Here is a 25,109-nt window from a genome sequence, read left to right as displayed (position 1 = left end):
CATTTCGGGAACAAAATGCGAGTCGATACAACGTCTTGACTCGAATGCAGATTCGTACCCGACAGCTCGGTGCGAGAGGCAAAGCGACGGGCTACGCATCGCTGTCGTCAGCCAAATTTGGCCCGGGGGAGCAGCCACGCTAGGCTGCGTGGCGCTGCTTGAGCCACCCCTTGTTGGTCAGGAGCACCAGCAGTTGTTCCTGCGACTTGGTCCCTTTCGTCCGGTTGCAGGCGCCGCAAAGCAGCTGCAGATTGCTGATGTGGTCGGTGCCGCCCTTTGAGCGCGCGATTATGTGGTCCACCTCCATGTTGCGAAGCTCGAAGTGGTTTTCGCAGCCGGCGCAGTAGCCGACCTGCTGGCCGTAGAGGTACCGACGGTTGCGCTCGTCGTTGTAGCGAAGCACGACCCCAACATCGGTTCGCTGAGGAATGTCGGAACGGTGCGCCCCATTGAAAAACAGGCCGAGTTCTTCCTGCATGCGGGACTTCACGAGGTCGGCCGCCTTTGGCGAAATGTCGATTCCGACCCACTGGCGTTGCAGCCGCTCCGCAGCGATGCAGGCCGTAGCGCACCCGCAGAACGAATCAAGAACGACGTCGCCCTCGTTGGAGCTGGCGGCGATGACGCGCTCCACCAGCGCCAGCGGTTTTTGCGTGGGGTATCCGGTGCGCTCGCGGGTTCTCGGCGCGATGGGGCCGATATCGGTCCATAGGTCCTGGAGAGGCACCCCCAGCATCTCGTCCAGATAGCGCTTGTAGTTGGGCATCCCCGAGCGCGCATAGACGAGCCGGCCCCGCTCTGAAAACTGGCGCATGCGCTCCCTAGCGTAGGCCCAGTAGCGCCCCTTGTAAGGCAGCACGCCCCGATATTCCCATCCCTGCCGGGGCCCTGTCCTCCACTCGTCCCCGAGATCGGCTTCCCAATCGCCCTTGGCCGGCCGCTTCACGCGCCACTCGTAGCGGGTGTCGCCCCCTGGCTTCGCCCCGGTCAGATCCCCCTTTCGGTACCGTCGGCCAGTCCCGGCTTCGACGTGGCGATAAAACCTGCTGACGTATTCCGCGTCATACTCGGTATAGACCGGGTTCCAGGTCCAAGAGTCGCCCTTCGTGTAATAGAGCAGCACATCGTGGATTCGGCCGTGCTGCCGACGTCCCTGCTTGGTGTCGCTGTGGGCGCTGCTCCGCTTCCAAGCGATCTCCGAGCGGAACCGCTCTGCGCCAAAGATCGAGTCCATCAGCAACTTCAGATAGTGCCCCGCAGTCGGGTCGCAGTGCAGGTAGATGCTCCCGGTCGGCTTGAGCAGGCGCCGCATCTCCATGATCCTGATCGCCATGTAGATCAGGTAGCTCATCATGGAATCGTTGTGGATCCGGCGGGTGGCGTTCAGCAGGTCGTAGAGGCCCGGATACTCGTGCTTGATCTCGCCATGCCAAGCGAGGTTTACGTCGTCAAGGCCCCACGTATCCTTGAACGCAGCCCCGGCCGCCTGCGAGCCGATGGGCGCAGCGTAGTTGGCCTTCGAGTTGAACGGCGGGTCCAGGTAGATCAGGTCGACCGACTCGCTGTTCATGCCACGCATGATGTCAAGGTTGTCGCCGGTCCAGATCGTCTGGTTCGCCCAGTTGGGAGTGCCGGCGTTCGGGAAGGGCAGATCGCCCGTGCCCGCATGCCCGCCCCGCAAAGCGCCCATCGCGTGCCTCCGATGCCGCGACAAGAGCGCAATGTAACAATTTCCGGGAGATGGCTCAGATACGAGGAGCCTGGTTCCCAGACGGGGCCGAGTCACCCTTCGCCCACGTTCAACGACAAGTCACTTGGCAGCCGATGGTCTAGGTTGCGCACTGGCGATGCGCTGCCCCGGGTGCGGCGTGGTCCAGCCCTGGCTGCCGCACGACACGGCCGTGGGATGGTGCGCCGAATGTGCCGCGGATCTGGCCGCAGCACAGCCTGCAGCGGGTCGGGGAACCCTCCCGCCACGCCAGATCTGGATGGCCCGCGTGTGCGCGGACCTCTGCGCCGCCCTGGAGGCAATGGCGAAGCATCCCTCGCGCGCACGGCGACGCCCAGCGACTTCTCGCGCGTGGTCCGGCATCTCGTGGACACGCTGGACGACGGCAATCGGTCGGCATTCGCGCGGCGGGTGGGGGTTTCGGTTCACTCGCCATCCAGATGGATGGCAAGTGGCACCGTCAGCATTGAATCGCTATTGCGGCTATGCATGCAGCTTGGCGTGCGCCCGATCCACTTCCTGCTTCGCGGCGGTGACCTGCCGGTCGGGCCAAGGGAGGTTCGGGCACCACCCGGCCAGCGGCGGCGCTCCACCATCGACTGGGACCAGATCGACGCACGTTTCGAAGCGATGCTTCGAGACCCGGAGACGGTGAGTTTGCGCAAGGCGGCCAGAACGCTTGGCGTCAGGGTGAATTCGCTGCGGAAACGCCTGCCCGGGCGGGTCCGGGAGCTCAGGTGCTGGGCGCGGCGAATGGACACCTCATAACGTGGCCAATACCGCTGACCCCTCATAACGTGGCCAAACGGCCAAGTTATGCCGATACCGACACAAATGGTGGTGGGCGCGGCTGGGATTGAACCAGCGACCCCTACGATGTCAACGTAGTGCTCTCCCGCTGAGCTACGCGCCCGCTGAATGCGGCTTCCGACTATAGGCACGCGTTCCGCCCCAGCCAACCGCCGGCGTAGGTTGGAGCAAGCCCTTCGGGGCACGGTGGCGAATGGCCTGGCCGGTCGAAACCAGCGAGGAGTGAGTTCGATCCCAGGGGTCCGGCCGGCGCCGGCCGTCTGGTTCATCCGGTCGCAGGTTCTTCCGACCCGGCATTGACCGGCTCGAGACCCGCCTGTTGCAAGGCGCGCTTCTGGTTGCGGGTGAGCGCCTCCACGGAAAAGCCGCCCATGATCTCCTCGATCAGCCGATGCCAGTTGAGCTGGGCACCGAGGGTGGTGAAGACCGACCCCAAGCCGATCGCGGCCCGGTCGACCAGCACGAATTCCCGTGGGGGTTTCACGCCGCCCAAGCGCCGCAGTTCCCGATGGACATGCACGACGACCCGGCGACCTTCCGTGGTGCCTTCCTGTATCGGGCGGGTCTGGTCATCAAGCAGCGGCGCATAAAGGTAATCGGCCCAAAGGTCGAGTACATCCAGCATCTCGCGCGAGAGGCCGGTGAAACCCCATGATTCGTAGGCAGCGACAGCCAGTTCCCTGTCGAGATCGCGTTTGGCCCGATAGAGATTGATCACACCTTCGACAAATCGTGCCTCGAAGCTGCGCACGCATCCGAAGTCGAGGAGGTTGAGGGCTCCATCCTCTGCCAGTGAATAATTGCCGGGGTGCGGGTCGCCATGAATCACGCCGTACCAGTAGAACGGCTGGTACCACGCGTGGAACAGCCGGAGCGCTGCCTGGTCCCGCACCTCCTGCGGGGCGTCCGCGAATTCGTTGAGGCGCCGGCCTTCCAGCCAGCTCATGGTGAGCAGCCGGTCGGTACAAAGCGTCTCGACCGGCTCAGGAACCCGGACACCGTCCGTCGAGGCCAGCATGTTCGCGAACATCCGCATCGTCCGCCGCTCGCGCTCGTAGTCGAGTTCCTCCTGCAGCCGCGCAGCCAGTTCCGCGTAGATCTCGCTCGTGTGGATCGCGCGATCGTAGCGACCGTACAAACGGAGGAAGAACCGGAGCTGCTTGAGATCGGCCTGCACCGTCGAGACCATGTCGGGGTACTGCAGCTTGAGTGCCAGGTAGCGTCCGCCGGCGCGGGCACGATGGACCTGCCCGAGTGATGCCGCATGCGCCGCCGTTCGTCCGAATTCCTCGAAGTGATCCTGCCAGCGGGGGCCGAGTTCCGACGCCATGCGCCGGCGCACGAACAGCCATCCCATCGGGGGAGCATCGGCCTGGAGGGTGCTCAGCTGCTTGGCGTACTCCGGCGGCAGCAGGTCGGGGACCGCCGCCAGCAACTGGGCGACTTTCATGATGGGCCCCTTGAGACCCCCCAGCGCTCGGACTAATTCAGATGCCCCGGATACGCCGTCGTCTTGGCGGCCACTGGCCCGCCTTCCGACGTAGCGAGCGGCCACCCGGCCGGCTTCCAAGCCGAGGCGGGCATGCCGCCGCGCCTGCCCGCCGACCCGGGCGTCAACCGCCTCCCCACCGGGCTTGTCGCCGTCCTGACCCATCGTGTTCCCCGGTGTGGCCCCCCACCATATGCAAGCTTGAAATAGCCCAAATCGCGGGGCATTTCGCGCCCAGCGCGTACCCGCACCCGCCAGCCGGCCCGCCCGGGCAGAGATCCGGAGGAGGCGGCGGCCCCGGAACAGGGTGCACCCCGACTGCCCACGGCCGGCACATTTGCCGCGCCCGCGACGGGGTACGGCCGCCGGAAGACCTAGTTCATGGGTATTCTGACACTGACACCGCGCTTACGGGACCGGGAAGATGCATTCGAAGCGGCTAGGAATTCCTGGCACCCCAGGCCGCCAAGACCTAGACCTCGTGCTCGGCGCGGCGCAGCAGCTCGACATCGCGGAGTACCAGGTGTTCGCGCTGGCGCATCGGAACTGGTTTGGCGATCTCGATCCCGCGGCCGTGGAGCGGGCGTTCACTGCCTACCTCGTGGGCAAGGTCGTGCCGGTGTGGGTCCGCCATTATGCCCGGCTGACGCTGCGGCGAGGGGTGCCCCCGCAAGCGCTGGCGGATGCCGTTGCTCCGCCCACTCCGTCGCCGCGCCAAGGCGTCATTGCCGGCGGGCTGGTCCTCGGAGTCGTCGCGCTCGTAGTCGCGCTGGCCGCTGCTGGCAACCCGCCCGAAGGCTGTTTCTTCCCGCCCTGCTACTGACCCCGGAAACCGTCCGACCGCCGCCATGGATGCGCTGCTCGACTGGGTCTTCCTCGCCGCGACCGGCGCGATTGCCTGGCACGGGATTACCTTCCGGGACGAGGAGGGCGAGCGCGACTGGGTGCGGCTCCTCTTCGGTTGTATTGCCCTGATCTTCGCGCTCCGGGTGCTGGCGGTCGATATCCTGGGCCTTCCCGTTTTCGGATAGGCCGCACGCGCTGTCGCTCCGTCAGCGTTCGTACGGACGCTGCAGCAGGTCTTCGAGCGGCCGGACCAGCACCCGACGATGTGCCGGCAGGGCCAACTGCTCCTCGAGGTAGCGCATGCGATCCTCGATGGTCGGCGGCCGCACTTGCACGTTGTATAGGAGCCGGTCGATCCAGTGCATGCCGTCCGACAGGTCCGGGTCGATTGCCAGCGCCGCCTGGTACGCCTTGAGCGCGTCCGCATGGCGCCCCATCGTGTCCAGCAGAATGCCGCGATTGGCGATCCCGGCCGCGAACTCCGGGTCGATCGCGAGGGCGTCGTCGAAGGCGGCAAGGGCAGCGTCGTGCCGTTGGAGCCGTTGCAGGCTGCGGGCGATGCCTTCCGCCGCGTACACATTGCGCGCGTCCTCGGACAACGCGGCCCCGTACTTTTGCAGCGCCTCCTCGTACCGCCCGTCCAGGAACGCCCGGTTTCCTTCGCGGTAGGCGATGCGGCCGGGATACTTGCCGGCGACATCCAGATACTCCGCCAGCATCCAGACGACCGTAAACGCCGCCATCGCGATCGCGATCCAGTACAGCACCCGGTACCGGCGGTCAGGCATCGGGCAACAGCAGCCAGAAGTTGAACAGCAACGCGAACGGCACCACGACCAGAAACGCGATGAAACCGGCCCGGCGCTTCTGGCCGGCAATTTCCGCGGCGTCGAGACGGCGCTTGGCGCGCCGCTCGAGGCGCCGGACACTGAGGGTCCAGACCAGTCGCGACACCGGTATCCACAATGCGGCCGCGAGCAGTCCGGTGGTCAGCACGAACCACGCCATGCCGAGCCTCCCGCGGGACGGGGGCGCGCCAGGCGCGCCCCCGTCACAGCGCTACGACGCCGTGCTGGTGGCGGGCGCCGGCTGGTCGCCGATGTCCTCCGTGATCGGCTGCACCGCCGTCCTGGGTGGCGTGGAAAGTTCCATCCGGTAGGCCAGCATCCACATCATGTAGACGCCGATCGCCCAGAACAGGATCTGCCATGCCCAGATCGACGGAATGCCGAAGATCCATTCGCTCGGCATGTTCGGATCGCCGAAGATCCAGTTGCCGATGACGGCGCCGGGCCCGATTCCGAAGAAGAACCACGCCAGCGTGATGATCCACGCGATCGGCACCAGGGACCGTTTCTCCTCCGGCAGCGCGGCATGCTCGCGCAGGAACGAGTGGAACGTCATCCGGTGCCGTGTCTCCGTCTCGTCCTGCGTGAAGTATGACACGATCACGGCGATGCCGAGGTTGAAGATGATCCCCCAACCGGCGGAATGGATGGTCAGCGGCCATCGACCCCAGGCTTCGATTCCGAACCAGTCCCGACCGAGATTTTCGGTCAGCGTGACCGCGACAAGGCCGGCGATCAGCCCGAAGACCACCCCGGCGCGGGTCAGCCACGGCCACCAGCACACCGCGATCAACGACGGCCACATCTGGAAACCGTAGGCAACGGCAAGGCCGCCCAGCAGCACGAGCGCGTCACTCGAGACGGTCGCCACCACCAGCGCGGCGATCACGATGAACGCGACGCCGATCCGGCCGTAGGCCTTCTGGGCGGTGTGGCTGGCGTCCGGGATCAGGTAATGCTTGATCAGGTCGCGGGTCAGCATGCCGCCGGCCGTCGACATGTAGGCGGCGCCGGTCGACTGCATGGCGGCCAGCGCGCACACCGATAGCAGCGCCAGCAGCCACGGGGCGGTTCCCTCCAGCAGGTTGATGAGCTGTGGCACCAGCATCCCCTGCTTGCCGGCCTCGGTCATGAGGTCGCCGGTGGCGAGGCCGGGGCCGATGACATTGGTCACGGCCTCCGGGGCCGACGCCAGGAACGCCGCATCGGCGCCCAGGAGGTGTCCACCCATGCCCTGGATGGCGGTGAACGTGAACAGGATCAAGCCGATTCCGAAGGACGATGCCCAGACCTGCTGCGGCGCGAACGGCTTCGGGTCGCGGTTCGAGTACGCCCACATCGTGAAGGCGGGCGCTGCCTGGATGCCCATCAGCGCGAACATGTAGGTGAGCACCATGATGCCGGTCCAAGCGCCGCCAACCGCGGACGGACCGGCCTCCACGAACTGGATCACCCCCGGAATCGCGACATAGTGGCTGTAGCCGTCGGGGGTGAGCTTGGTGTCATGTTCGGCGAGCACCTTGATGCCGTCCACCAGGTTGCCGATGCCGCCGACGTAGGCAAGTGTCACGATCCCGATGATCACGATCCCGCCCGCCAGCAGGATGCACTGGAGCGTGTCGACGTACGCAACGGCGCGCAGCCCGCCCGACGCCACGTAGATCAGCACCACCAGCGACAGCAGCCACATGCCGACTTCGACGTTGAGCAGGCCGTCGGTCAGCACGTTGAACAGGAAACCTGACGCGCGCAGCTGCACGCCCAGGTACGGAATCGAGAACACCAGCGCCACGATGACCACGAGGACGCGGATCGCGTCCGAGCGGAAGTACGTGGACAGCATCTCGCCGGGCGTCACGAACCCGAAACGCTTGCCGATCATCCACTGCCGTTTGAGGAACAGCACGCCGGTGAACGGGATCGTGATGGCGTAGAACGACGCGTACGCGTAGGGAAATCCGTCCCGATAGATCAGGCCGGGATGCCCCATGAACGTCCAGCCCGAGAAGGAAGTCGCGGTGGCGGCGAGCACAAAGACCAGGATGGAAATCCGCCGACCGGCGATGAAGTAGTCCGACGCGGTACGGGACGCGATCGCGCCCTTGACCCCCCAGAAGATGCAGTATCCCCAGTACAGAACGACGAAGATGGCAAGCCAAATCATCTTTGGGCTTGCCAGCGCCTGTGCAATGGAGTCCATGGCTGAGCCTCCCAGCGGTGCGATCCCGTTCCGGATCAACTCGGACTCTTCCATAACCGGCACGGCGCCGCAAACCGGATGGGGGCGATTTCCGGGCCGTCGGGTGATTGACGAAATGGGAACGGGGGGCAAGGATGGCGCACAAGGAGACTGCTATGGCCGTTGCATACTTCGCCGCTGGATGCTTTTGGGGTGTCGAAACCGCCTTCCGGAAGGTCGACGGCGTGCGTTCGACCTCCGTGGGGTACATGGGCGGCACCCAGGCCGATCCCACGTACGAAGATGTCTGCACGGGCACGACCGGGCATGCCGAAACCGTGCGGGTCGAGTTTGATCCGGCTGCCGTCGGCTACGAGGACCTGCTGGAAATGTTCTGGAAGATCCATGACCCGACCCAGGGCGACCGGCAGGGCCCGGACGTCGGTACGCAGTACCGTTCGGTGCTCTTTCCCGTCGACTTCGGCCAGACGATGCTCGCCAGCGCGTCTCGCGAGCGGGTCACGCGGGAGGCTCGATTTGCCCGACCGGTGACCACCGACATCGTCGACGCGGGACATTTCTGGCTGGCCGAGGACTACCACCAGCAGTACGAGGAAAAACGGCACGGAACGAGAGTCTGATGACTCTCTTCGCGGCCGCTGACGTCCTCCCGGAGGACTTCGGAGAAGGGACGTTCGCAGGCCGCGTCTGGCGACCCGATGTAGCGGGACCGAGCGTGGTCCGCCTAGACCCCGGCGGCGTGGTCGACGTGACCGGCAGCTGGGCCACCATGCGCGACTTGATCGAGGAACCGGATCCGGCCGCGGCGCTGCGGGCTGCGTCGGGCGCGCGGATCGCCGACCTCGAGGACTGCCTCGCCGCGACCGCAAGCGGCAGCGATGACCGGCCCAGACTGCTGGCGCCGGTCGACCTCCAGGCGATCAAGGCTTCCGGCGTGACCTTCGTCCGGAGCATGCTCGAACGCGTGATCGAAGAGCATGCCCAGGGAGATCCCTCCCGGGCCGAGACCGCGCGGGCCGAGATGACCGGCATTCTCGGGTCCAGCATCGCCGAGGTCCGCCCCGGAAGCCCGGAAGCCGCCGAGCTCAAGCAGCATCTGAGCGCCCGCAATCTCTGGTCGCCGTATCTCGAGGTCGGACTAGGCCCGGACGCGGAACTGTTCACGAAGGCGCAGCCGATGGCCGCGGTGGGCACTGGCGCGGACATCGGCGTGCACCCGGATTCAGCTTGGAACAACCCCGAACCGGAAGTGGTCCTGGTCATCGCCTCCGACGGCAGGGTGCAGGGCGCCACGCTCGGCAACGACGTCAACCTCCGGGACTTCGAGGGTCGCTCCGCGCTGCTGCTCGGGCGCGCCAAGGACAACAACGCGAGCTGCGCAATCGGGCCGTTCATCCGGCTCTTCGACGAGAACTTCGGGCTCGACGACGCAGGTGCCGTGGAAGTCCGGCTTGAAGTCGACGGCACCGACGGCTTCCGGCTGGACGACACCATCTCCATGACGTTGATCTCGCGGACTCCCGCTGATCTCGCCGGGCAGCTGGTGAATCGCCACCACCCGTTTCCCGACGGCGCGGTGCTGTTTCTCGGCACCATGTTTGCCCCGACCCAGGATCGCGGCACGCCCGGCTCCGGCTTCACGCACCATGCACACGATGTCGTCAGGATCCGCTCCCCGCAGTTCGGTGGCCTGATCAACCGGGTCCTCCCGACGGACCAGTGCCCGCCATGGGAGTTCGGCAGCCGGGCGTTGATGGCGAACCTCGCGGCCCGGGGTCTCCTGCAGGCCTAGGCGCCGGCCAGCAGCGGCGCTGCGATCAGCGCGCCGGGGCCTTGAGTTCGGCCAAGACGGCGAAGGGACGGTCCGCGGACGGCCTAGCGGGTTGCCCCTTCCGGCCCCGCTTGCCGTTGCGCCGGCGCACCCAGAGCGTTTGCCCTTCCTGAACTCCGGTCCGCTGGTACCCCAGGCTCCCCATCAGCCGGGCGGCCGGGTCCGCGGGTAACCCGGTCTCGGCCAGCGGATCGAAGGCGAACGGACCGCTCCTGGCGCGGCGCGCCAGTCGACCCGAGAGCTTCTCCACGACCTCGACGCGGCCCGCCACCCGACCGACCGCCACGTACCCGGCGGCGGTCCACAGCGCGGGCGGGCAGGTGGTGGCATCGCACCACGGCACCTCCGGCGGCAGGCAGGCCTGGTCGACGCTCAGTGCCTTGAGCATCCACACCATCGCCCCGCGCTCTCCCTGCCGGAGGGCGGGAAGATCGAGGCTTTCCCGGCCCACCCGGACACCGAGCCGGCGGAGACAGGCGCGATCCGCGCGCGTCAGCGTGGTAAGCGCGGCCTGCACCTCGCGGCGGGCCAGTACCCCGGCCTCCTCCCGAAGCCGCCAGGCGAGACCCCGCACCGAAGCGGGCAGCGAGCGGTCCGCAAGCGCCACCAGCGGCGACAGGACCCCATCGACATGTCCCCTGAGCCACGCCCGCAGACGCTGCTCGACCCGCCGCCGGACGGTCCCGTCGAGCAGGTCGTCGGCGTCCAGTTTCACCTCGGGACGCCACCACGACTGGCCACGGAGGAGTTTCGCGACCGGCGCCCCCTCCCAGCACAGCTGCCCGTCCGCCGTGAGTCGGACATCGTCGTCCGCCGCGGCCACCAACCGGTCCGCGCGGCTCCTCACCGCCTCTGCGATCGCCTTTCGCGCGGCCGTCCGGACGGGCCGGGCATCCCATTCGTCCCGGGCGGCATCGGGCGTGAACCGGAAGCCGGCGAGGGTTCCGACGTACTGTCCTTCAACCACCACCTCGCCGTCCCGGCGAACCGCCCCCACGAGCTCGCCCGAATCCTGCAGGCGCCGCATCAAGGTGGCCATCCGGCGGTCCACGAAGCGGCGGGTCAGCGCCGCGTGCAGCGCGTCGGACAACCGGTCCTCGACGTCGCGGGTGTGGTCCTGCAGGCCGCCGGCATCCTCGACCCAGTGCCCGCGGTGGGCGACGTAGCGCCAGACCCGGACATGGTCCAGGCGGGCGACCAGCAGGTCGAGGCTGCCGTCCACGCGATCGAGCGCGGCCACCTGCGGATGGGTCCATGACGACGGCAGCGTCCCGTGCCCGTCGGTCAGCCGCAGGTAGATGTCGGCCAGCAGGTTCGTGTGGCTGTCATCCAGGTTCTTCCGGAAGTCCGGCGTCGAGGCGACGTCCCAGAGAACCCGGATCCGCGCCGGGCTGGTCGCGCGGGTCGCCACCCCCGGATCCCTGGCCAGCACCTTGAACGACCGTTCATCGTCGGCCTCCCGCACGCGCACGAACAATGGGTCGGGCGGTGGTGCCTCCAGGCTTCGCTCGAACGCCCGGGTCGATGAATAATCGAGATCGCGGCTGCGCCACATGAGGCGTCGCACGGGATCGAACCGGTGCTCTTCCAGCGCCTCGACCAGGGCCGCATCGAACGGCGGGCAGCCGGCCGTGGTCCCGAACGTGCCATCCTGAATGTGCCGTCCTGCCCGACCGGCGATCTGGCCGAGTTCGGCCGGCAGCAGGTCACGATGCTCGCGGCCGTCGAACTTCCGCCGGCCGGCAAAGGCGACATGGGTGATGTCCATGTTCAGCCCCATGCCGATGGCGTCGGTGGCCACCAGGTGGTCGACCTCGCCGGCTTCGTACAGCGCGACCTGAGCGTTGCGGGTGCGCGGGCTGAGGGCGCCGAGCACGACTGCCGCACCGCCGTGCCGCCTGCGCATCTGCTCGGCGATCCCGTAGACATCATGGGCGGAAAAGGCGACGACAGCAGTGCGCCGCGGCAGGCGGGTCAGCTTGCGCTCGCCGCTCCAGCGCAAGGTCGAAAACCGGGGCCGCTCCTCGATTTCGGCGCCCGGCAGGATGCGCCTGAGAATCGGACGTACAGTCGCGGATCCCAGGAACATGGTTTCCGCCTGTCCGCGCGCGTGCAGGAGGCGGTCCGTGAACACGTGCCCGCGTTCCGGGTCCGCGGCCAGCTGGACCTCGTCCACGGCCAGGAACTCGACGTCGAGATCGCTCGGGATGGCCTCCGTGGTGGCCGCGTAGTAGCGCGCACCGCGCGGAACAATCCGCTCCTCCCCGGTGATCAGCGCCGCTGCCTGTCGGCCACGGACCCGGACGATGCGGTCATAGATCTCGCGCGCCAGCAGGCGCAACGGGCATCCGATCAGCCCGCTGGCGTGGCCCAGCATCCGGTCGACGGCCAGGTGCGTCTTGCCGGTATTGGTAGGCCCGAGCACTACCCTCAGCCGCGCCCCTTCGGCGTACCTATCCACCGCTATCACCTTCCCGGCGTGGGGTGGTGGACGTCCGGCGGCACGCCCCCGCCGTGGACGCCATCCCGCGTTGCCCGGACGCGTGGGCCGACCGGTCCGGCCTTAGTCGGGCTGATACAGGTGCGTGTAGTGCTCGGCGACCCGGTAGGGCGTCACCGAGACCTTCTTCCAGACACCCTCGGTCGTGTAGGGATCGGTGGCGATCCATTGGTCGAGCTCGTCGCGGGTTGCGAAGTCGGCGATCGCCGCCGTGCCGATCATGTTGCCGTCGTCGTCGAGCAGGGCGCCGCCGACAAGGAGATGGCCTTCGGCCTGCAGACGCGAGGCGCACGCGATGTGCGCAGCACGCGCCTTCTGGCGGCGGGCGGGCGCATCGGGATCGTCCCCGTCCCAGGCGAGCACGAGGTAACGCATTGGTGATCTCCGGGGAGGCGGCGATACCGGCAATTCTATAGGCGTCTGTACAATCGACCACAGACAATGTCAGGAGATCATCCATGAAGGTCGTGATCACGGGCGGCACCGGCTTCGTCGGCCGTCGCCTCGCGCGGGCGCTTGCCGCCCGCGGCGAGCTCGCCGGACCCGGCGGCTCCCGCCAGTCCATCGACGAAATCGTGCTGTTCGATGCGGTGGCGCCCGAGGGACCGGTGCCGGAAGCCCCCGATGCGACTGTCGTCAAGGGCGACCTGTCGGACCCGGCGTCGGTGGCAGGCGCCATCAACCGGCCTGACATCGGCATCTTTCACCTCGGCGCCATGGTCAGCGGTGGCTGCGAGGAAGACTTCGACGGGGCCTGGCAGGTCAACGTCGAGGGCACTCGCAACGTCCTGGAGGCAGCGCGGGCTGTCGGGTCGGCGCCGCGTCTGGTCTTCACGTCGACCATGGGTGCCTTCGGCGGCGACTACGTTCGCGAGCCCGTGGGCGACTTCACCAAGCAGAGCCCGCAGACCACCTACGGCGTCAGCAAGTCGATCGGCGAGCTGCTGGTCAACGACTACGCGCGAAAAGGGTTCGTCGACGCTCGGGCCGCCCGACTCGCGACCGTGATCGTTCGCGCGGGCAAGCCCAACATGGCGCTGTCCAGCTACGCGAGCGCGGTCATCCGCGAGCCGCTCGCGGGAATCGACTACGTGTGTCCGGTGTCGGCCGAGACCAGCATGCCGATGATCGGGTACGAAACCTGCGTCGGGTGTTTGATCCGGATGGCCGAGCTGGACGGCGACGAGATCGGCCCCGATCGCACCGTCAACGTGCCGGGACTCTCGGCGAGCGTCACGGAAATGCTGGAGGCCCTGCACCGGGTGGCGGGCGACCGATCGCTGGGCGAGGTCACGATCGACGCGGACCCGCTGGTCGCCAAGGTCACGTCCGGCTGGCCGCGGGACACGGACAACCGCCGTTCCGCGCAGCTCGGCCTTCCCAACGACCGCAACGTGGACGATATCATCCAGACGTATATCCGGGACTACGTCGACGGCTGAGCAAGGCCGGGCAGCATGCCGGCACTGGCGGCCAAGCTCCGCATCCTCCTGCCGGCGGCCGGCCTGCTCCTGGCCGCCGGCGGCTACACGCTGTGGTGGCACGCCGTCGCGGACGCGGTGAGCGCGCGCGTCACCCTCGTGGTCGCCGCCTGCGCCGAAGCGGGCATCGTCGTGGATCCCGGCACGGCCGAAGTCGGCGGCTTCCCCTACCGGGTGGAACTGGCCCTGCAGGGGCCGGTCGCGACAGGTCACAACTGGCGCTGGGCGCCGGAACGGGTTCAGGTCTTTGCCCAGCCCTGGAACCTGCGACACCTGGTGGTGCTGGCGGGCACCGCCCACCGGTGGGGCCGGGAGCCCGGCGGCACAGCGCTGGCTTCGGACGTCTTTCGCGCCAGCCTGGTCCACGGTCGGGACGGAGCCCTGGAGCGAATCTCGATCGAGGCGACCGGCCTTTCGGCACCGGACTGGTCGTTGGAGCGAATGGAACTGCATGCCCGCCGCACCCCCGACGGTTTCGAGACCGCGGGCAAGCTGGAGGGCGGTCATTCCGTGGCCCGCGGCGCCGCGACCCAGCCGACCATCGAGTATGCGCTGCTCGAGGGCACACTCGCACCCACGCCCGGCCTTCGGGCGCTGGCCGATCCGGCGGGTTGGGCGCAAGCCGGCGGAATCCTCGAGATTTCCCGGTTCACCATCGCCTGGGGTTCGCTCCAGGGTGACGCACAGGGAACGGTTACCCTCGACGGCGCGGGCCGGCCACTCGGTGCATTCACGCTGAGCACCGGGAACTTCCCGGCCGCGATCCGATTTCTTGAGGACCAAGGATGGACACCGTCCGCCGCCGCCCGCGCCGCGGAGGCGGCGACGGTCGAAGCCGGGCGCCACACAGCGGAAACCTCGATTCCGGTTACCGTGCAGGATGGCGAGCTGACCGTCGCGGGCGTGCCGCTCCTGCAGCTCCCGCCTCTGATCCCGGCGCCCGCGCCTAATCCTGTTCGAAGGCGATCACACCCTGGCGAATTTCGCGGGTCCGGGTAATCAGCTTGATGAGTGCTTCACCGTCCTCGTGACGGATGAGCCGCTGCAGACTCGCGAGATCCTCAGTCGCCCGCGCGACCATTTCCAGCACGGCGTCCTTGTTGCTGAGAAAGATGTCGCGCCACATCTGCGGATCGCTGGCCGCGATCCGCGTGAAGTCGCGGAAGCCGCCCGCCGCGTACTTCATGACCTCGGCCTGGAGGTGCTCCTCCAGGAGGGTGACCGTCCCCACGATCGAGAAGGCGATCAGGTGCGGTACGTGCGACGTGATCGCGAGGACCCGGTCATGGTGCTCGGGGTCCATCTCGTCCACGTGCATGCCGACGGCTTCCCACATGCGCCGCACCTTTGCGACCGCCGAGCCGTCGGTCTCGGGGGTCGGCGTCAGGACGCACCACCGGCTGCGGAAGAGCTCCGCGAAGCCCGCGTCCGGGCCGGAATTCTCGGTCCCGGCGATGGGATGGCCCGGCACGAAGTGGACCCCGTCCGGAAGGTGCGGCTCCACCACCCGGATCACCGAAGTCTTTACCGACCCGACATCGGTAACGACGGCACCGGGCCGGAGCGCCGGCGCGATCGCGGCGGCGACCTCGCCGTACGCCGACACCGGAGTGCCGATCACGACGAGGTCGGCACCCTCGACGGCCGCATCCGGCGCGTCGGCCACCGTGTCCACGATCCCGAGTTCGCGCACGCGGTCCCGCGTCGCCCGGGTCCGCGCGAACGCTACCTGGTGTCCCGCCACGCGGCTGGCCGTCAGCGCTCTGGCCAGCGAGCTGTTGATCAGTCCGCAGCCGATGTAGGCGACCCGGGAGAACAGGGGCTCAGGCCGGCTCATGTCAGACCGGCCGCCACGACGCCGGCAACGCGTGCGCCCGGCCCGGCCCAGTCGGGCGGCTCCGGCACATGGCCTTCGAGCGAGAGCAGGCGGAGCGTGCCGGTGCTGCCGACGGCCGTGGCCAGCACGCTGGGGGCATCGGCGCCGGCGGGAACCGTCGCCGCAGATGTGATTACGAGTGTCACGTCCGCGTCCGATGCCTCCGGGACCTGTTCGGCGACGAGAGCGGCGGTCGGGGCAGATGGCGATCGAAGCACCGGGATCTGCCCGACAATGTGGAGACTTGGATGCTGCAACATCGCCGGCCACCAGACGGGATCGTGATCGGCGGGTTGACCCGGAAACGGCAGCACGGCAACTGCGGCCCGGTGCTGCGCGACGGCGGCCAGTGCCTCCTCCGCAGCCGGCGTTTCCCGAAGGTCGACGCATGATCCGAAGTGATCGCGGGCGAAGCGGACGTGGGCGCCGGGCGTCACGGCTACCGCCATGTTCCCCTGCAGCAGGAGGTTGCCAGCGATGATCGCGCGCCAGACATCCTGCACCACGGCGCGAGGCAGCGGTCCGCGATGCCGGGCCAAGAGCCGGCGAAGCACCCGGGCCTCCCGAGCCGGCCGAAACAGCCGCGGCGGCCCGTCCCCGGCCTGCTTCCGCTTGGACTCCCCGACCATGGATGCGATCTCTGCCCGACGCATCAGCAGGTCGTGGATGCGATCGTCCACGCCGTCGATTTCAGCACGCAAGTCGTCGAGTCGCATCTCACCGCTCATCGCCCGCAGGCTCCGCTGTTTCACACCGGCGGCGCATCGTAGGCAGTTCCGTGTCTCATAGTGTGGCTTTCTTCCAAGTCCTGCCGCCGGGAGGGTCGAGAAACCGACGTTCCTTCCCCTAGCGCATCCAATCGCAGGAAGAGCAGCCAAACTGGGCCGTCATCTTAGTCGACGAACAGCTGACAATCCCACGCCGCCGCTGCTCCCAGCAAACGGGCCGCTGCATTCTGCGCGCAGCCTCGACGCAGGTGCTGTAGCGTCCGGGCCCGTCACGTGCCGGAGACGAACCCATGAACGATCGCAATGACTCCCCTGCTGCAGTCAAGGCACTGTGTTTCGACGTATTCGGCACCGTAGTGGACTGGCGCGGGTCGGTAATCCGCGAATGCGAGGCCCTGAGCGCCACGAAGGGCCTCCAGGTCGACTGCGAGGGATTTGCCGACGCCTGGCGGGCCGGCTACCAGCCTGCGATGGCGCCGGTGCGGGAGAACGTCCGCGAGTACGTGCATCTTGACGTCCTGCACCGAGAGATTCTCGACGGCTTGTTGCCCCGTTTCGGACTCTCCGGTCTGAACGATGAGGAACGCCGCCACCTCAACCGGGTGTGGCACCGGCTGGACGGCTGGCCCGATGCAGCCGAGGGTATGCGCCGACTCCGCGAGCGGTTCCTGCTTGCCGCGCTCTCGAATGGACACGTCGCGCTGATCGTCAACATGGCGCGTCACGCCGGGCTGCCGTGGGATGCGCCACTGGGTGCCGAAATGGCCTGCCAGTACAAACCGCGCGCCGAGGTCTACGACACCACGATCCGGATGCTCGGGCTCCTACCGCAGGAGACCATGATGGTCGCGGCCCACAATGACGACTTGCGCGCCGCGCGCGGACGCGGCATGCGCACGGCGTTCGTCGCGCGGCCCACCGAGTACGGACCTCGACAGACGGTGGACCTGGAACCGGACGAGGCCTGGGACGTCGCGGCAAGCGACTTCCTCGATCTGGCCGCTCAGCTCGGCTGTTGACGGGAGCCCTCGAGGCGCGGTTGCCGGCGCGGCTCGCAGGGAGATAGGCGCCGGAAGACGCCGGGGACCCGAGACGGGGACTTCGGCCGGCTCACGGGCCGGTGCTGCGGAGCCCGCCCAGAAATGAAAGCAGGACGTCCGCGAAGGCCGCAGGCTGCTCTTCGGGCACGAAATGACCGGAATCGGCGATCACAGCCTCCGTCACGTCGTCCGCAATCGTCCGCAGCGAAATCGCCGGCTCCCGGGCACGGCCGCGGGCCGCCGTGCACCCGCCGCCCACCGCGAGCACCGGCATCGCGAGACGAAAACCGCGCTTCGCCAGCGCCTGGTTGGCGGCGACGGTGTCTGGGATGCTGCGGTAGTAGGCGAAGCTTGCACCGAGCGCACCGGGACGGCCGTAGCTGCGCAGGTACTCATCGATCGCCGCCGTGTCGATGGCGTCCGGCCGCTGCGAAAACGCGCGGTAGAACCAGCTGAGATACACGCGCTCGCGACCCTCGGTGAGCGCCTCCGGCAGATCCGGGGTCATGTGAAATGCGTGATGCCAGCGACGCCCGCCCTGCGACAGGTCCGGCCCAAGGCCCGGCACCGTCACGTCGACAACCGTGAGCGACCGCACGGCGGCCGGGGCCGCGGCGGCCACGGCAAATGCGGTCGCACCTCCCCAGTCATGGCCGACCAGGTGAAAGCGCGGGATCGCGAGGTGGCTCTGCAGCAGCTCCGTCACGTCGCCGGCCACCGACCCGCTGTCATAGCCATCGGCAGGTCGGGAGGTGTCTCCCAGGCCGCGCAGGTCCGGGGCAATCACGGCAAAGCCTGCCCGGGCAAGGTGCGGTATGACCATCCGCCACGCATACCAGGTCTGCGGCCAACCGTGCAGCAGCACAATCGTCTCGCCGGCACCTGCGGCGGCGACATAGTGCATTGCGACTTGCTTCAGTGCAGCCGTCCGGTGCTGGAGGGGATGGCCCACAGTCAGAACCTGCTTGTGTCCGCTTCCGGGTCCGCAACCTCGAGCCCGGATAGCCGTCAGCCGGCCGGCACAGCGATACACCGCCCGGAAGCCTCGATCAAACCCCCTCATCCCCGCGGCCTCCTGGTGCAGGCCGGCGATCCCAGTTCGTCCTCGGCTGCCGCAACCGGCGATCAGGCGGGCTTGAGATGGACGAACCGCGAACATTGCTGCGGGCATCGGGTCCTCGGGGTTGGCGACGTTCGTTCGCTTGGGTCGGTCGCATCGTCGTTGCACGCGGACCGGAGATTCTGCAACAAGGACTACAATATTTCCCCTCTTGATGCCTTCATGTTTCCTTTGTATTCTCAGCCTTAGAAAACACGAATTTGGCTCTCGGTGAGTCTCGTGTCGAGACAAAGGAAGACTAGAATGGCTGCAAACCACCTCAAGGTGATCGATGTGAACACCCCAACCGACGATCGGCAACGCAATCTTGATGCCGCACTGAAAGACATTGAACGGAATTTCGGCGCAGGTTCGATCATGCGTCTGGGAACGGACCGTGCGATTGAGGTGGAGGCCGTCTCCACGGGTTCGGTTGGCCTCGATGTGGCGCTTGGCATCGGCGGTCTTCCACGCGGCAGGGTCATCGAAATCTATGGTCCCGAGAGTTCAGGGAAGACCACGCTGGCGCTGCATACGGTCGCCGAAGCACAGAAAACCGGGGGGATCTGCGCCTTTGTCGACGCCGAGCACGCGCTGGATCCCATGTACGCGCAGAGGCTCGGAGTAAACGTCGAGGACCTTCTGTTGTCCCAGCCGGACGCAGGGGAGCAGGCTCTGGAAATCGCGGACAGCCTCGTGCGGTCAGGCGCGATCGACGTCCTGGTGATCGACAGTGTGGCGGCCCTGGTCCCGCGGGCGGAACTCGAGGGCGAGATGGGGGACACCCATGTCGGCCTGCAGGCCCGACTCATGAGTCAGGCGTTGCGCAAGCTGACCGGCTCCATCTCCAAATCCCGGACGATCGTGATTTTCATCAACCAGATCCGGATGAAGGTGGGAGTGATGTACGGCAGTCCCGAGACCACCTCCGGTGGTAACGCGCTGAAATTCTATGCGTCTGTGCGTCTAGACATCCGGAGAATCGGGCAGATCAAGAACGGGGCGGACGTCGTCGGCAATCAGACGCGTGTCCGCGTCGTCAAGAACAAGATGGCCCCTCCCTTCAAGACCGTAGAGTTCGACATCATGTACGGGGAGGGCATTTCCAAACTGGGCGAGATGCTGGACCTTGGCGTGAAGCACAGCGTGATCGAGAAAGCCGGGTCTTGGTACTCCTATGACAGCGAACGGATCGGTCAGGGTCGTGAGAACGCGAAGGTCTACCTTCGCGAACATCCCGACGTGGCGGATCTCATCGAAGCCGCCATTCGCGAGGCGGAAGGCTTGCGACCGATCGCGGAAGCCCAGGAAGCGGGAAAAACGGCCGATATGTCGGCCTGATCGGGACCGGGGCAGCCGGCGTCGGCATGGCCGCCCCGGATAGAATAGGGACTCAGAGCGGTTGGCCGCTCTTCCACCGCGCCAGCTTCCAGCCCAGCGGCATGACCACTGCCGCCAGCGCCAGCTTGATGGCGTCCCCCGGAATGAAGGGGATCAGGCCGCCCCACAGGACCACCATCACGAGCGACTGACCGCCTAGTTCCTCTGCCGGCAACCCCGAAACGTGCCACCCGAGCCACAGCAGCCCAGGCACGTAGAGCGCGATGTTGCCTGCCAGCATGGCCAGCGCTGTGCGGGTCACGGTACGATCCCAGCCCAGCTCCGCCAAGCGCCCAATCAGCCAGGCTGCCGGCAAGTAGCCGATCAGGTACCCGCCGCTCGGGCCCGCAATCGCACCCGGTCCGGAGGCTCCGCCGGCGAACACCGGAAGGCCGGCCAGACCCTCGATCAGGTAGGCTGCGAGCGCCAACGTACCGAGTCGTGAACCCAGCGCCATGGCGACCACCAACACTCCGAACGTCTGCCCCGTAACCGGCACCGGCTCCAGCGGAATCGTCAGGCGCGCTGATGCGGCCACGATGGCGGATCCCGCGAGCACCAGCATGGCGTCCCGCATCAGTCGCGGCAGCGCAGGCGCCGGCAGCAACTCTGCAGCCAGCGTTGAGGTCTGAGGGGAAGCAGCGGGGTTGGAAGACATGAACCTGATTCCGGGAGCTCGTGGGACGCCCATTCTACCGCGCGCCGCGACGGTGGTCGCACCGGGGCGCGCCCGCGACGTTTCCGTGCTCGCCCCTTCCAAGCGAACCGGGTTCAGCAGCCATGGATCTTGATCTCACCGGCCGCGTCGCGCTGGTCACGGGTTCGACCCGGGGCATTGGCTACGCCACGCTCTGCGGACTGGCGGACATGGGGGCCCGGGTGGTGCTGCACGGGCGTACACCGGACAGTGTCGCGCAGGCGGACGACAAGTTTCGCGCCGGGCGGCCAGGTGCATCGATACGAACCGTTGCGGGCGATCTCGGCACCGCCGAAGGCTGCCACGCCATCACCACTGCGGTGCCGGTTGTCGATGTCCTCGTCAACAATCTCGGCATTTACCATATGCGCCCGTTCGCCGAGTTCGATGACTCGGAATGGCAGGAGTACTTTCAGGTGAATGTGATGAGCGGCGTGCGGCTGGCCCGACACTATCTCCCGGCAATGCTGCAGAAGGACTGGGGCCGAATCGTGTTCGTTTCGAGCGAATCGGGCGTTCACATCCCGCCGGACATGATCCCGTACGGTTTCAGCAAGGCGGCCCAACTCGCGATCGGGCGCGGGCTGGCCGAAACAACGGGCGGTACCGGCGTAACGGTCAATTCGGTGCTACCTGGACCCACCTGGGTCGAGACCCAGTCCGATCGCCTGCAGCGATTGGCGCAGGCCGAGCGGCGCACGGTGGATGAGCTGAAACGAGAGACCTTCACGGTTCGTAAGACCTCTTCCCTGCTCGGCCGGTACTCGACGCCGGAAGAGGTGGCGAACCTGATCTGCTACGTCTGCAGCCCTGCGTCGACAGCAACCAACGGGGCCTCGTTGCGCGTCGATGGCGGAATCGTCCGCAACTACATCTGATTTTCCTGTGCCGACCATGGATGTGAGCGGACTCGAGCTGCTGATCGGCACGGCGGTCGGCGTCCTTTGTTTGGTCGTCGGCCTGCTGCTGCGGCCCCGGCGACCCGACGGCGACCTAGTCACCCTGCGGGACTCGATCAATCGGACGGAGGGCAAGATCCAATCATTCGTCGAAACCCTCGAACTTCGCTGGAAGACAATTGACGAGGCGTCCGACCGACAAGCCAGCGAAACGAACCAGACGCTGGCCGGGCTTCGCGAGCGGATAGGTGAAATCCGCGAAGCTCACAAGCGGATTGAAAAGCTCGACACGCATGTCATCGAGTTGCAGAACCTGCTGGCCAACAAGCAGGCCGCCGGCGCCTTCGGCGAAGTACAGCTCGAGAACCTCGTACACCAGGCACTGCCGCCGAGGGCGTATGCGTTCCAGCGGACCCTCTCCAACCGGAATCGGGTTGACTGCCTGGTCATGCTGCCGCACCCGCCGGGGCCCATCGCGATCGATTCGAAATTCCCGATCACGAGCTTCCGTGCCTTCCTTGAGGCTCGCGGCACCGCGGAGGAGCGGGACGCTCGGCGGAATCTTGAAGCGGCCGTCAAGAAGCACATTTCCGACATCCGGGATCGCTACATCGTGCCGGGCGAAACGTCCGACTGGGCGGTGATGTTCCTGCCCAGCGAATCGCTGTTCGCCGAACTGCACGCGAGCTTTCCGAAAACCGTCGAGTACGCGTTCGAGTCGCGAATCGGGATAGCTTCACCATCGACCACCATGGCACTTCTCAATACGATTCGGGGCGTACTCCGCGACGCCGACTTTCGGACGAACGCCAACCTGATTCAGGTTGAACTGGGCCATCTGATGCAGGATTTGAACCGGCTGGACACCCGCGTAAGCAACCTCCAGCGGCACTTCGCACAGGCGGACAAGGACCTGCGGGACATCGAGACGTCCAGCCGCAAGATTCAGAGCCGGGCAGAAAAGATCCGCGAGGTCGAGGTCGGCAGCGACGCGGAGGCAATTGCAGGGTCAACGGCGGTTCAGGGTACGCCGCCTGCGGGCGACCGGTAGCGCCAGGACCTCAGAGCGGGTCCGCGCTGTCAAATGCACGCCGGGCAGCCAGCGCGGCACCCAACGTTCCTTCGTCCAGGTAGTCGAGCTCGCCGCCGACGGGAACTCCCTGCGCAAGGCGGGTGACGCGGACGTTGATTCCGCCCAGCCGTTCAGCCACGTAGTGGGCAGTAACCTGTCCGTCGACCGTGGCTGAAAGTGCCAGAATCACCTCCTGCACCCCGTGCTCGGTCGCTCGCTGCACCAGGGATTCCACCGTCAAGTCCTCGGGCCCCACGCCGTCAAGCGCATTGAGCGTACCGCCCAACACGTGGTACCGACCGGAGAACGCGCGCGCGCGCTCGAGTGCCCACACGTCGGCAACGTCCTCGACCACGCAAAGAGCTCGCATATCGCGCTTCGGGTCCTGACATATTCCGCACGGGTCCCTGGTATCCAGGCTTCCGCAGACACTGCATGGACGAACCGCTTCGGCAGCCGTCCGCAATGCCTCGATCACCTCTCGCATGGTGGCATTGCGGCGCTTGAGAAGGTGGAGCGTGATTCGTCGCGCCGATCGAGGACCCAGACCCGGCAGACGCGCCAGGCGGTCCACCAGTACCTGAATCGGCTCAGTCTGGTCGGTCATCCGGAACGGTTAGAGCCGTGACAGCAACCAGGGCGGAATCGGCAGAATCGAGCCCATCGTCGTCTTCACTTCTTCCTGCACCTTCTGTTCCATCCGTGCTCTCGCCTGATTCTGAGCAGCCACCACGAGATCTTGCAGCATCGGCAAATCGGAAGTCAGCGACGGATCGATTTCGACCCGAACGCAGTCTCCCACCCCGTTGACGGTAACCCTCACCAACCCGGCGCCGCCTTCGCCGGTGAACTCAAGGCCGCGCAATTTTCCCTGCAGGTCCGCGAGACCTTCCTTAAGACTCCCCATGCTCTCGAGCAGGTCGGCAAAACTCATGCTTGGTCCTCCTTGGCCACCGACCGTTTCCTCACTTCGTTGACAGTCGGCTCGCCTACCCGCATCCCGTCGGGCAGGTTGCGAACCCGCCGGCGCGCTGTCTTGACGATGGATTGGGCTTCGGCATGGCGTATACGCACCTCGTGCTGCTTCACGCGCTGCTCGCGCACGGTTTCCTGTCCACCGGATTGTACGAGCACCAGTAACCAGCGAAACCCGGTGGTGCGTTCGAGGTTCTTTGCGAGCGACTCGACAAACCCCTGCGGTGTCCCCTCCGACGCCCGGTATTCGAGTTGCCGCTGGTGGGGATCGTATCTGACGAGATGAACGTAATTCTCGAGCCCGTAAACCAGGCGCACATGCTTGCGGTCGCGCAACCGATCGATGAGATCCTCGAACGTGGCGGGAGCCGCCGACCCCTGGGGCGGCGGCGGCGCGCTGGCCGGCTCGGCGACCGCCTGCGAGCCGCCGGGAAGCGCCGCCACGGCGCGGCCTTGCCCACCCGGCGACGGCGCCGGTGCCGGTGCGGCGGCCGGCGCCGGATCGGCCTCCGTTGCCGTGCTTTCGGTGCCAAGGCGCCGCACCAACGCGCCGGGATCCGGCAGGTCGGCCACGAAGCACAGGCGAATGACGGCCATCTCGATCGCGCTACGCGAATCCGGGGCGGAACCGGCCTCTTCAAGGGCACGCAGGATCATCTGCCAGGTTCGCGCCAATACCGGCACGGACAGTTTCTCCGCCAGTTCCCGGCCGCGCATCCGTTCGTGTTCGGGCACCTCGGGCGCCTCCGCGCTTTCCGGCGCCACGCATATGCGGGAAAGCCAATGGGTAAGCCCCAGCATGTCTTCCAGAACGACGCGCGGCTCGGCCCCGGCGGCATACAGGCTGGTGAGCTGCTCCAGGGCGACCGCCGCCTCGCCGGCCATGATTCGCTCGAACAGGTCGAACACTAGGGTGCGATCCGCAAACCCCAGCATGTCCCGCGTTGCGGGCGCCTCGATGACGCCGCCCTGATGGCTGATGGCTTGGTCGAGGATGGACAACCCGTCCCGAACCGACCCGTCGGCAGCCCGGGCAATCAGCCGCAGCGCCTCATCGTCGATTTGCGCTGCCTCCAGCTCCACAATCCGGCGAAAGTGCTCCACAAGAAGTTCCTGCGGAACCCGCAGCAAATCAAACCGTTGGCAGCGCGACAGCACGGTCACCGGAACGCGCCGCACCTCCGTCGTGCAAAAGATGAACACGACGTGCGCCGGCGGCTCTTCCAGTGTCTTGAGAAGCGCGTTGAACGCCTGTTGCGACAACATGTGGACCTCGTCCACGATGTACACCTTGTAGCGCCCCGTCGTCGGGCGGTAATGCGCGGCGTCGGTCAGTTCCCGCACGTCATCGACGCCGGTGTGACTCGCACCGTCGATTTCGAGAATGTCCAAGTGCCGTTCCGCCAGCGCCTCCGTGCAGGAGGCGCATTCGCCGCACGGGCGAACCGTCGGGTTATCGCTGCTCAAACAGTTCAGGCCGCGGGCGATGATACGCGCAGTGGTGGTCTTGCCGACACCACGCACCCCGACAAAGAGGAATGCGTGCGCGATTCGCCCCTGCTCGAACGCGTTGGTCAACGTGCGAACCAGCACTTCCTGGCCGAGCAGG

25 protein-coding genes and 1 tRNA gene are annotated in these 25,109 nt (G+C 66.9%); 11 read left to right on the top strand and 15 right to left on the bottom strand.

Annotated elements, in window-relative coordinates:
- Positions 1-139: 139 nt before the first annotated feature.
- A complete protein-coding gene (locus OXH60_10520; protein ID MDE0712552.1) occupies positions 140-1,690 on the bottom strand; it encodes a DNA methyltransferase in 1,551 nt (516 codons plus the stop codon).
- Positions 1,691-1,999: 309 nt separating this feature from the next.
- Here OXH60_10520 and OXH60_10515 point away from each other — a divergent pair, with 309 nt between their 5' ends.
- Positions 2,000-2,497 carry a hypothetical protein gene (locus OXH60_10515; GenBank protein MDE0712551.1) on the top strand — a complete coding sequence of 166 codons (498 nt, stop codon included), beginning with the start codon at positions 2,000-2,002 and terminating at the stop codon, positions 2,495-2,497.
- A gap of 70 nt (positions 2,498-2,567) precedes the next feature.
- On the opposite strand, the gene OXH60_10510 is transcribed toward OXH60_10515, so the two are convergent.
- Both OXH60_10510 and OXH60_10505 read right to left on the bottom strand, forming a co-directional pair.
- Positions 2,568-2,642, bottom strand: a tRNA-Val gene (locus tag OXH60_10510).
- 162 nt (positions 2,643-2,804) lie between these two features.
- Positions 2,805-4,193: an AarF/ABC1/UbiB kinase family protein gene (locus tag OXH60_10505; protein ID MDE0712550.1), complete on the bottom strand. Its 1,389-nt coding sequence runs from the start codon at positions 4,191-4,193 to the stop codon at positions 2,805-2,807.
- Between the two features lie 259 nt (positions 4,194-4,452).
- Between OXH60_10505 and OXH60_10500 the strand changes: the two genes are divergently transcribed.
- Positions 4,453-4,851 carry a hypothetical protein gene (locus tag OXH60_10500; protein ID MDE0712549.1) on the top strand — a complete coding sequence of 133 codons (399 nt, stop codon included), beginning with the start codon at positions 4,453-4,455 and terminating at the stop codon, positions 4,849-4,851.
- Positions 4,852-4,876: 25 nt separating this feature from the next.
- Positions 4,877-5,059 (top strand): hypothetical protein, encoded by a 183-nt coding sequence (locus OXH60_10495; GenBank protein MDE0712548.1) that lies wholly within the window; start codon positions 4,877-4,879, stop codon positions 5,057-5,059.
- 21 nt (positions 5,060-5,080) lie between these two features.
- On the opposite strand, the gene OXH60_10490 is transcribed toward OXH60_10495, so the two are convergent.
- Genes OXH60_10490 through OXH60_10480 form a run of 3 tightly spaced genes read right to left on the bottom strand, consistent with a single transcriptional unit; the run spans position 5,081 to position 7,922 of the window.
- A complete protein-coding gene (locus tag OXH60_10490; protein MDE0712547.1) occupies positions 5,081-5,662 on the bottom strand; it encodes a tetratricopeptide repeat protein in 582 nt (193 codons plus the stop codon).
- Complete coding sequence (locus OXH60_10485) at positions 5,655-5,882, bottom strand: hypothetical protein (protein MDE0712546.1); 228 nt, start codon at positions 5,880-5,882, stop codon at positions 5,655-5,657. Before OXH60_10485 ends, OXH60_10490 begins: the two co-directional genes overlap by 8 nt.
- 51 nt (positions 5,883-5,933) lie before the next feature.
- On the bottom strand, positions 5,934-7,922 hold the full coding sequence (locus OXH60_10480) for a sodium:solute symporter (GenBank protein MDE0712545.1): 1,989 nt from the start codon (positions 7,920-7,922) through the stop codon (positions 5,934-5,936).
- A 155-nt stretch (positions 7,923-8,077) separates the two neighbouring features.
- Here OXH60_10480 and msrA point away from each other — a divergent pair, with 155 nt between their 5' ends.
- Both msrA and OXH60_10470 read left to right on the top strand, forming a co-directional pair.
- Positions 8,078-8,542, top strand: coding sequence for a peptide-methionine (S)-S-oxide reductase MsrA (gene msrA / locus OXH60_10475; GenBank protein MDE0712544.1), 465 nt, complete (start codon positions 8,078-8,080; stop codon positions 8,540-8,542).
- On the top strand, positions 8,542-9,714 hold the full coding sequence (locus OXH60_10470) for a fumarylacetoacetate hydrolase family protein (protein MDE0712543.1): 1,173 nt from the start codon (positions 8,542-8,544) through the stop codon (positions 9,712-9,714). Before msrA ends, OXH60_10470 begins: the two co-directional genes overlap by 1 nt.
- 25 nt (positions 9,715-9,739) lie before the next feature.
- Here OXH60_10470 and OXH60_10465 read toward each other — a convergent pair whose 3' ends face one another.
- The gene (locus OXH60_10465) at positions 9,740-12,214 is read right to left on the bottom strand and encodes a helicase-related protein (GenBank protein MDE0712542.1); all 2,475 of its coding nucleotides are present in this window, start codon (positions 12,212-12,214) and stop codon (positions 9,740-9,742) included.
- Between the two features lie 102 nt (positions 12,215-12,316).
- Complete coding sequence (locus OXH60_10460) at positions 12,317-12,628, bottom strand: YciI family protein (GenBank protein ID MDE0712541.1); 312 nt, start codon at positions 12,626-12,628, stop codon at positions 12,317-12,319.
- A gap of 83 nt (positions 12,629-12,711) precedes the next feature.
- On the opposite strand from OXH60_10460, the gene OXH60_10455 reads away from it, so the two are divergent.
- Positions 12,712-13,695 (top strand): NAD-dependent epimerase/dehydratase family protein, encoded by a 984-nt coding sequence (locus OXH60_10455; protein ID MDE0712540.1) that lies wholly within the window; start codon positions 12,712-12,714, stop codon positions 13,693-13,695.
- A 15-nt stretch (positions 13,696-13,710) separates the two neighbouring features.
- Complete coding sequence (locus OXH60_10450) at positions 13,711-14,733, top strand: DUF2125 domain-containing protein (protein ID MDE0712539.1); 1,023 nt, start codon at positions 13,711-13,713, stop codon at positions 14,731-14,733.
- Here OXH60_10450 and OXH60_10445 read toward each other — a convergent pair.
- Positions 14,681-15,571 carry a prephenate/arogenate dehydrogenase family protein gene (locus OXH60_10445; protein ID MDE0712538.1) on the bottom strand — a complete coding sequence of 297 codons (891 nt, stop codon included), beginning with the start codon at positions 15,569-15,571 and terminating at the stop codon, positions 14,681-14,683. The genes OXH60_10450 and OXH60_10445 overlap by 53 nt on opposite strands.
- Positions 15,568-16,338 carry a chorismate mutase gene (pheA, locus tag OXH60_10440; protein MDE0712537.1) on the bottom strand — a complete coding sequence of 257 codons (771 nt, stop codon included), beginning with the start codon at positions 16,336-16,338 and terminating at the stop codon, positions 15,568-15,570. Before pheA ends, OXH60_10445 begins: the two co-directional genes overlap by 4 nt.
- Positions 16,339-16,628: 290 nt before the next feature.
- On the opposite strand from pheA, the gene OXH60_10435 reads away from it, so the two are divergent.
- Positions 16,629-17,357 carry a haloacid dehalogenase type II gene (locus OXH60_10435; protein MDE0712536.1) on the top strand — a complete coding sequence of 243 codons (729 nt, stop codon included), beginning with the start codon at positions 16,629-16,631 and terminating at the stop codon, positions 17,355-17,357.
- Positions 17,358-17,448: 91 nt separating this feature from the next.
- Here the strand turns inward: OXH60_10435 and OXH60_10430 are convergent, their stop codons facing one another.
- Positions 17,449-18,441: an alpha/beta hydrolase gene (locus OXH60_10430; GenBank protein ID MDE0712535.1), complete on the bottom strand. Its 993-nt coding sequence runs from the start codon at positions 18,439-18,441 to the stop codon at positions 17,449-17,451.
- 300 nt (positions 18,442-18,741) lie between these two features.
- Between OXH60_10430 and recA the strand changes: the two genes are divergently transcribed.
- Positions 18,742-19,818: a recombinase RecA gene (gene recA, locus OXH60_10425; GenBank protein ID MDE0712534.1), complete on the top strand. Its 1,077-nt coding sequence runs from the start codon at positions 18,742-18,744 to the stop codon at positions 19,816-19,818.
- Between the two features lie 52 nt (positions 19,819-19,870).
- On the opposite strand, the gene OXH60_10420 is transcribed toward recA, so the two are convergent.
- Positions 19,871-20,515, bottom strand: coding sequence for a biotin transporter BioY (locus OXH60_10420; protein ID MDE0712533.1), 645 nt, complete (start codon positions 20,513-20,515; stop codon positions 19,871-19,873).
- A gap of 122 nt (positions 20,516-20,637) precedes the next feature.
- On the opposite strand from OXH60_10420, the gene OXH60_10415 reads away from it, so the two are divergent.
- Together OXH60_10415 and OXH60_10410 are read left to right on the top strand one after the other, a co-directional pair.
- A complete protein-coding gene (locus OXH60_10415; GenBank protein ID MDE0712532.1) occupies positions 20,638-21,432 on the top strand; it encodes an SDR family NAD(P)-dependent oxidoreductase in 795 nt (264 codons plus the stop codon).
- Between the two features lie 22 nt (positions 21,433-21,454).
- Complete coding sequence (locus tag OXH60_10410) at positions 21,455-22,504, top strand: DNA recombination protein RmuC (protein ID MDE0712531.1); 1,050 nt, start codon at positions 21,455-21,457, stop codon at positions 22,502-22,504.
- Positions 22,505-22,514: 10 nt separating this feature from the next.
- Here the strand turns inward: OXH60_10410 and recR are convergent, their stop codons facing one another.
- From recR to OXH60_10395, 3 genes are all read right to left on the bottom strand, one after another.
- On the bottom strand, positions 22,515-23,132 hold the full coding sequence (gene recR / locus OXH60_10405) for a recombination mediator RecR (protein MDE0712530.1): 618 nt from the start codon (positions 23,130-23,132) through the stop codon (positions 22,515-22,517).
- A 9-nt stretch (positions 23,133-23,141) separates the two neighbouring features.
- On the bottom strand, positions 23,142-23,459 hold the full coding sequence (locus OXH60_10400; GenBank protein MDE0712529.1) for a YbaB/EbfC family nucleoid-associated protein: 318 nt from the start codon (positions 23,457-23,459) through the stop codon (positions 23,142-23,144).
- A partial coding sequence (locus OXH60_10395) for a DNA polymerase III subunit gamma/tau (GenBank protein MDE0712528.1) occupies positions 23,456-25,109 on the bottom strand: 1,654 nt, incomplete at its 5' end. The genes OXH60_10395 and OXH60_10400, both read right to left, overlap by 4 nt.

This window comes from Rhodospirillales bacterium (genome assembly GCA_028824295.1).
Lineage (GTDB): Bacteria > Pseudomonadota > Alphaproteobacteria > TMED109 > TMED109 > VXPW01.
The sequence above is the reverse complement of the archived record's forward strand: the minus strand, read 5'-3'. Positions and strand labels throughout refer to the sequence as shown.

Coding starts and splice junctions, on each gene's coding strand:
- OXH60_10505 (MDE0712550.1), bottom strand. CDS start 4,193: ATGGGTCAGGACGGCGACAAGCCCGGTGGGGAGGCGGTTGACGCCCGG.
- OXH60_10455 (MDE0712540.1), top strand. CDS start 12,712: ATGAAGGTCGTGATCACGGGCGGCACCGGCTTCGTCGGCCGTCGCCTC.
- OXH60_10430 (MDE0712535.1), bottom strand. CDS start 18,441: ATGAGGGGGTTTGATCGAGGCTTCCGGGCGGTGTATCGCTGTGCCGGC.
- OXH60_10445 (MDE0712538.1), bottom strand. CDS start 15,571: ATGAGCCGGCCTGAGCCCCTGTTCTCCCGGGTCGCCTACATCGGCTGC.
- OXH60_10480 (MDE0712545.1), bottom strand. CDS start 7,922: ATGGACTCCATTGCACAGGCGCTGGCAAGCCCAAAGATGATTTGGCTT.
- OXH60_10450 (MDE0712539.1), top strand. CDS start 13,711: ATGCCGGCACTGGCGGCCAAGCTCCGCATCCTCCTGCCGGCGGCCGGC.
- OXH60_10500 (MDE0712549.1), top strand. CDS start 4,453: ATGCATTCGAAGCGGCTAGGAATTCCTGGCACCCCAGGCCGCCAAGAC.
- OXH60_10400 (MDE0712529.1), bottom strand. CDS start 23,459: ATGAGTTTTGCCGACCTGCTCGAGAGCATGGGGAGTCTTAAGGAAGGT.
- OXH60_10485 (MDE0712546.1), bottom strand. CDS start 5,882: ATGGCGTGGTTCGTGCTGACCACCGGACTGCTCGCGGCCGCATTGTGG.
- OXH60_10470 (MDE0712543.1), top strand. CDS start 8,542: ATGACTCTCTTCGCGGCCGCTGACGTCCTCCCGGAGGACTTCGGAGAA.
- OXH60_10490 (MDE0712547.1), bottom strand. CDS start 5,662: ATGCCTGACCGCCGGTACCGGGTGCTGTACTGGATCGCGATCGCGATG.
- OXH60_10495 (MDE0712548.1), top strand. CDS start 4,877: ATGGATGCGCTGCTCGACTGGGTCTTCCTCGCCGCGACCGGCGCGATT.
- msrA (MDE0712544.1), top strand. CDS start 8,078: ATGGCCGTTGCATACTTCGCCGCTGGATGCTTTTGGGGTGTCGAAACC.
- OXH60_10460 (MDE0712541.1), bottom strand. CDS start 12,628: ATGCGTTACCTCGTGCTCGCCTGGGACGGGGACGATCCCGATGCGCCC.
- OXH60_10415 (MDE0712532.1), top strand. CDS start 20,638: ATGGATCTTGATCTCACCGGCCGCGTCGCGCTGGTCACGGGTTCGACC.
- OXH60_10435 (MDE0712536.1), top strand. CDS start 16,629: ATGAACGATCGCAATGACTCCCCTGCTGCAGTCAAGGCACTGTGTTTC.
- recR (MDE0712530.1), bottom strand. CDS start 23,132: ATGACCGACCAGACTGAGCCGATTCAGGTACTGGTGGACCGCCTGGCG.
- recA (MDE0712534.1), top strand. CDS start 18,742: ATGGCTGCAAACCACCTCAAGGTGATCGATGTGAACACCCCAACCGAC.
- pheA (MDE0712537.1), bottom strand. CDS start 16,338: ATGAGCGGTGAGATGCGACTCGACGACTTGCGTGCTGAAATCGACGGC.
- OXH60_10420 (MDE0712533.1), bottom strand. CDS start 20,515: ATGTCTTCCAACCCCGCTGCTTCCCCTCAGACCTCAACGCTGGCTGCA.
- OXH60_10520 (MDE0712552.1), bottom strand. CDS start 1,690: ATGGGCGCTTTGCGGGGCGGGCATGCGGGCACGGGCGATCTGCCCTTC.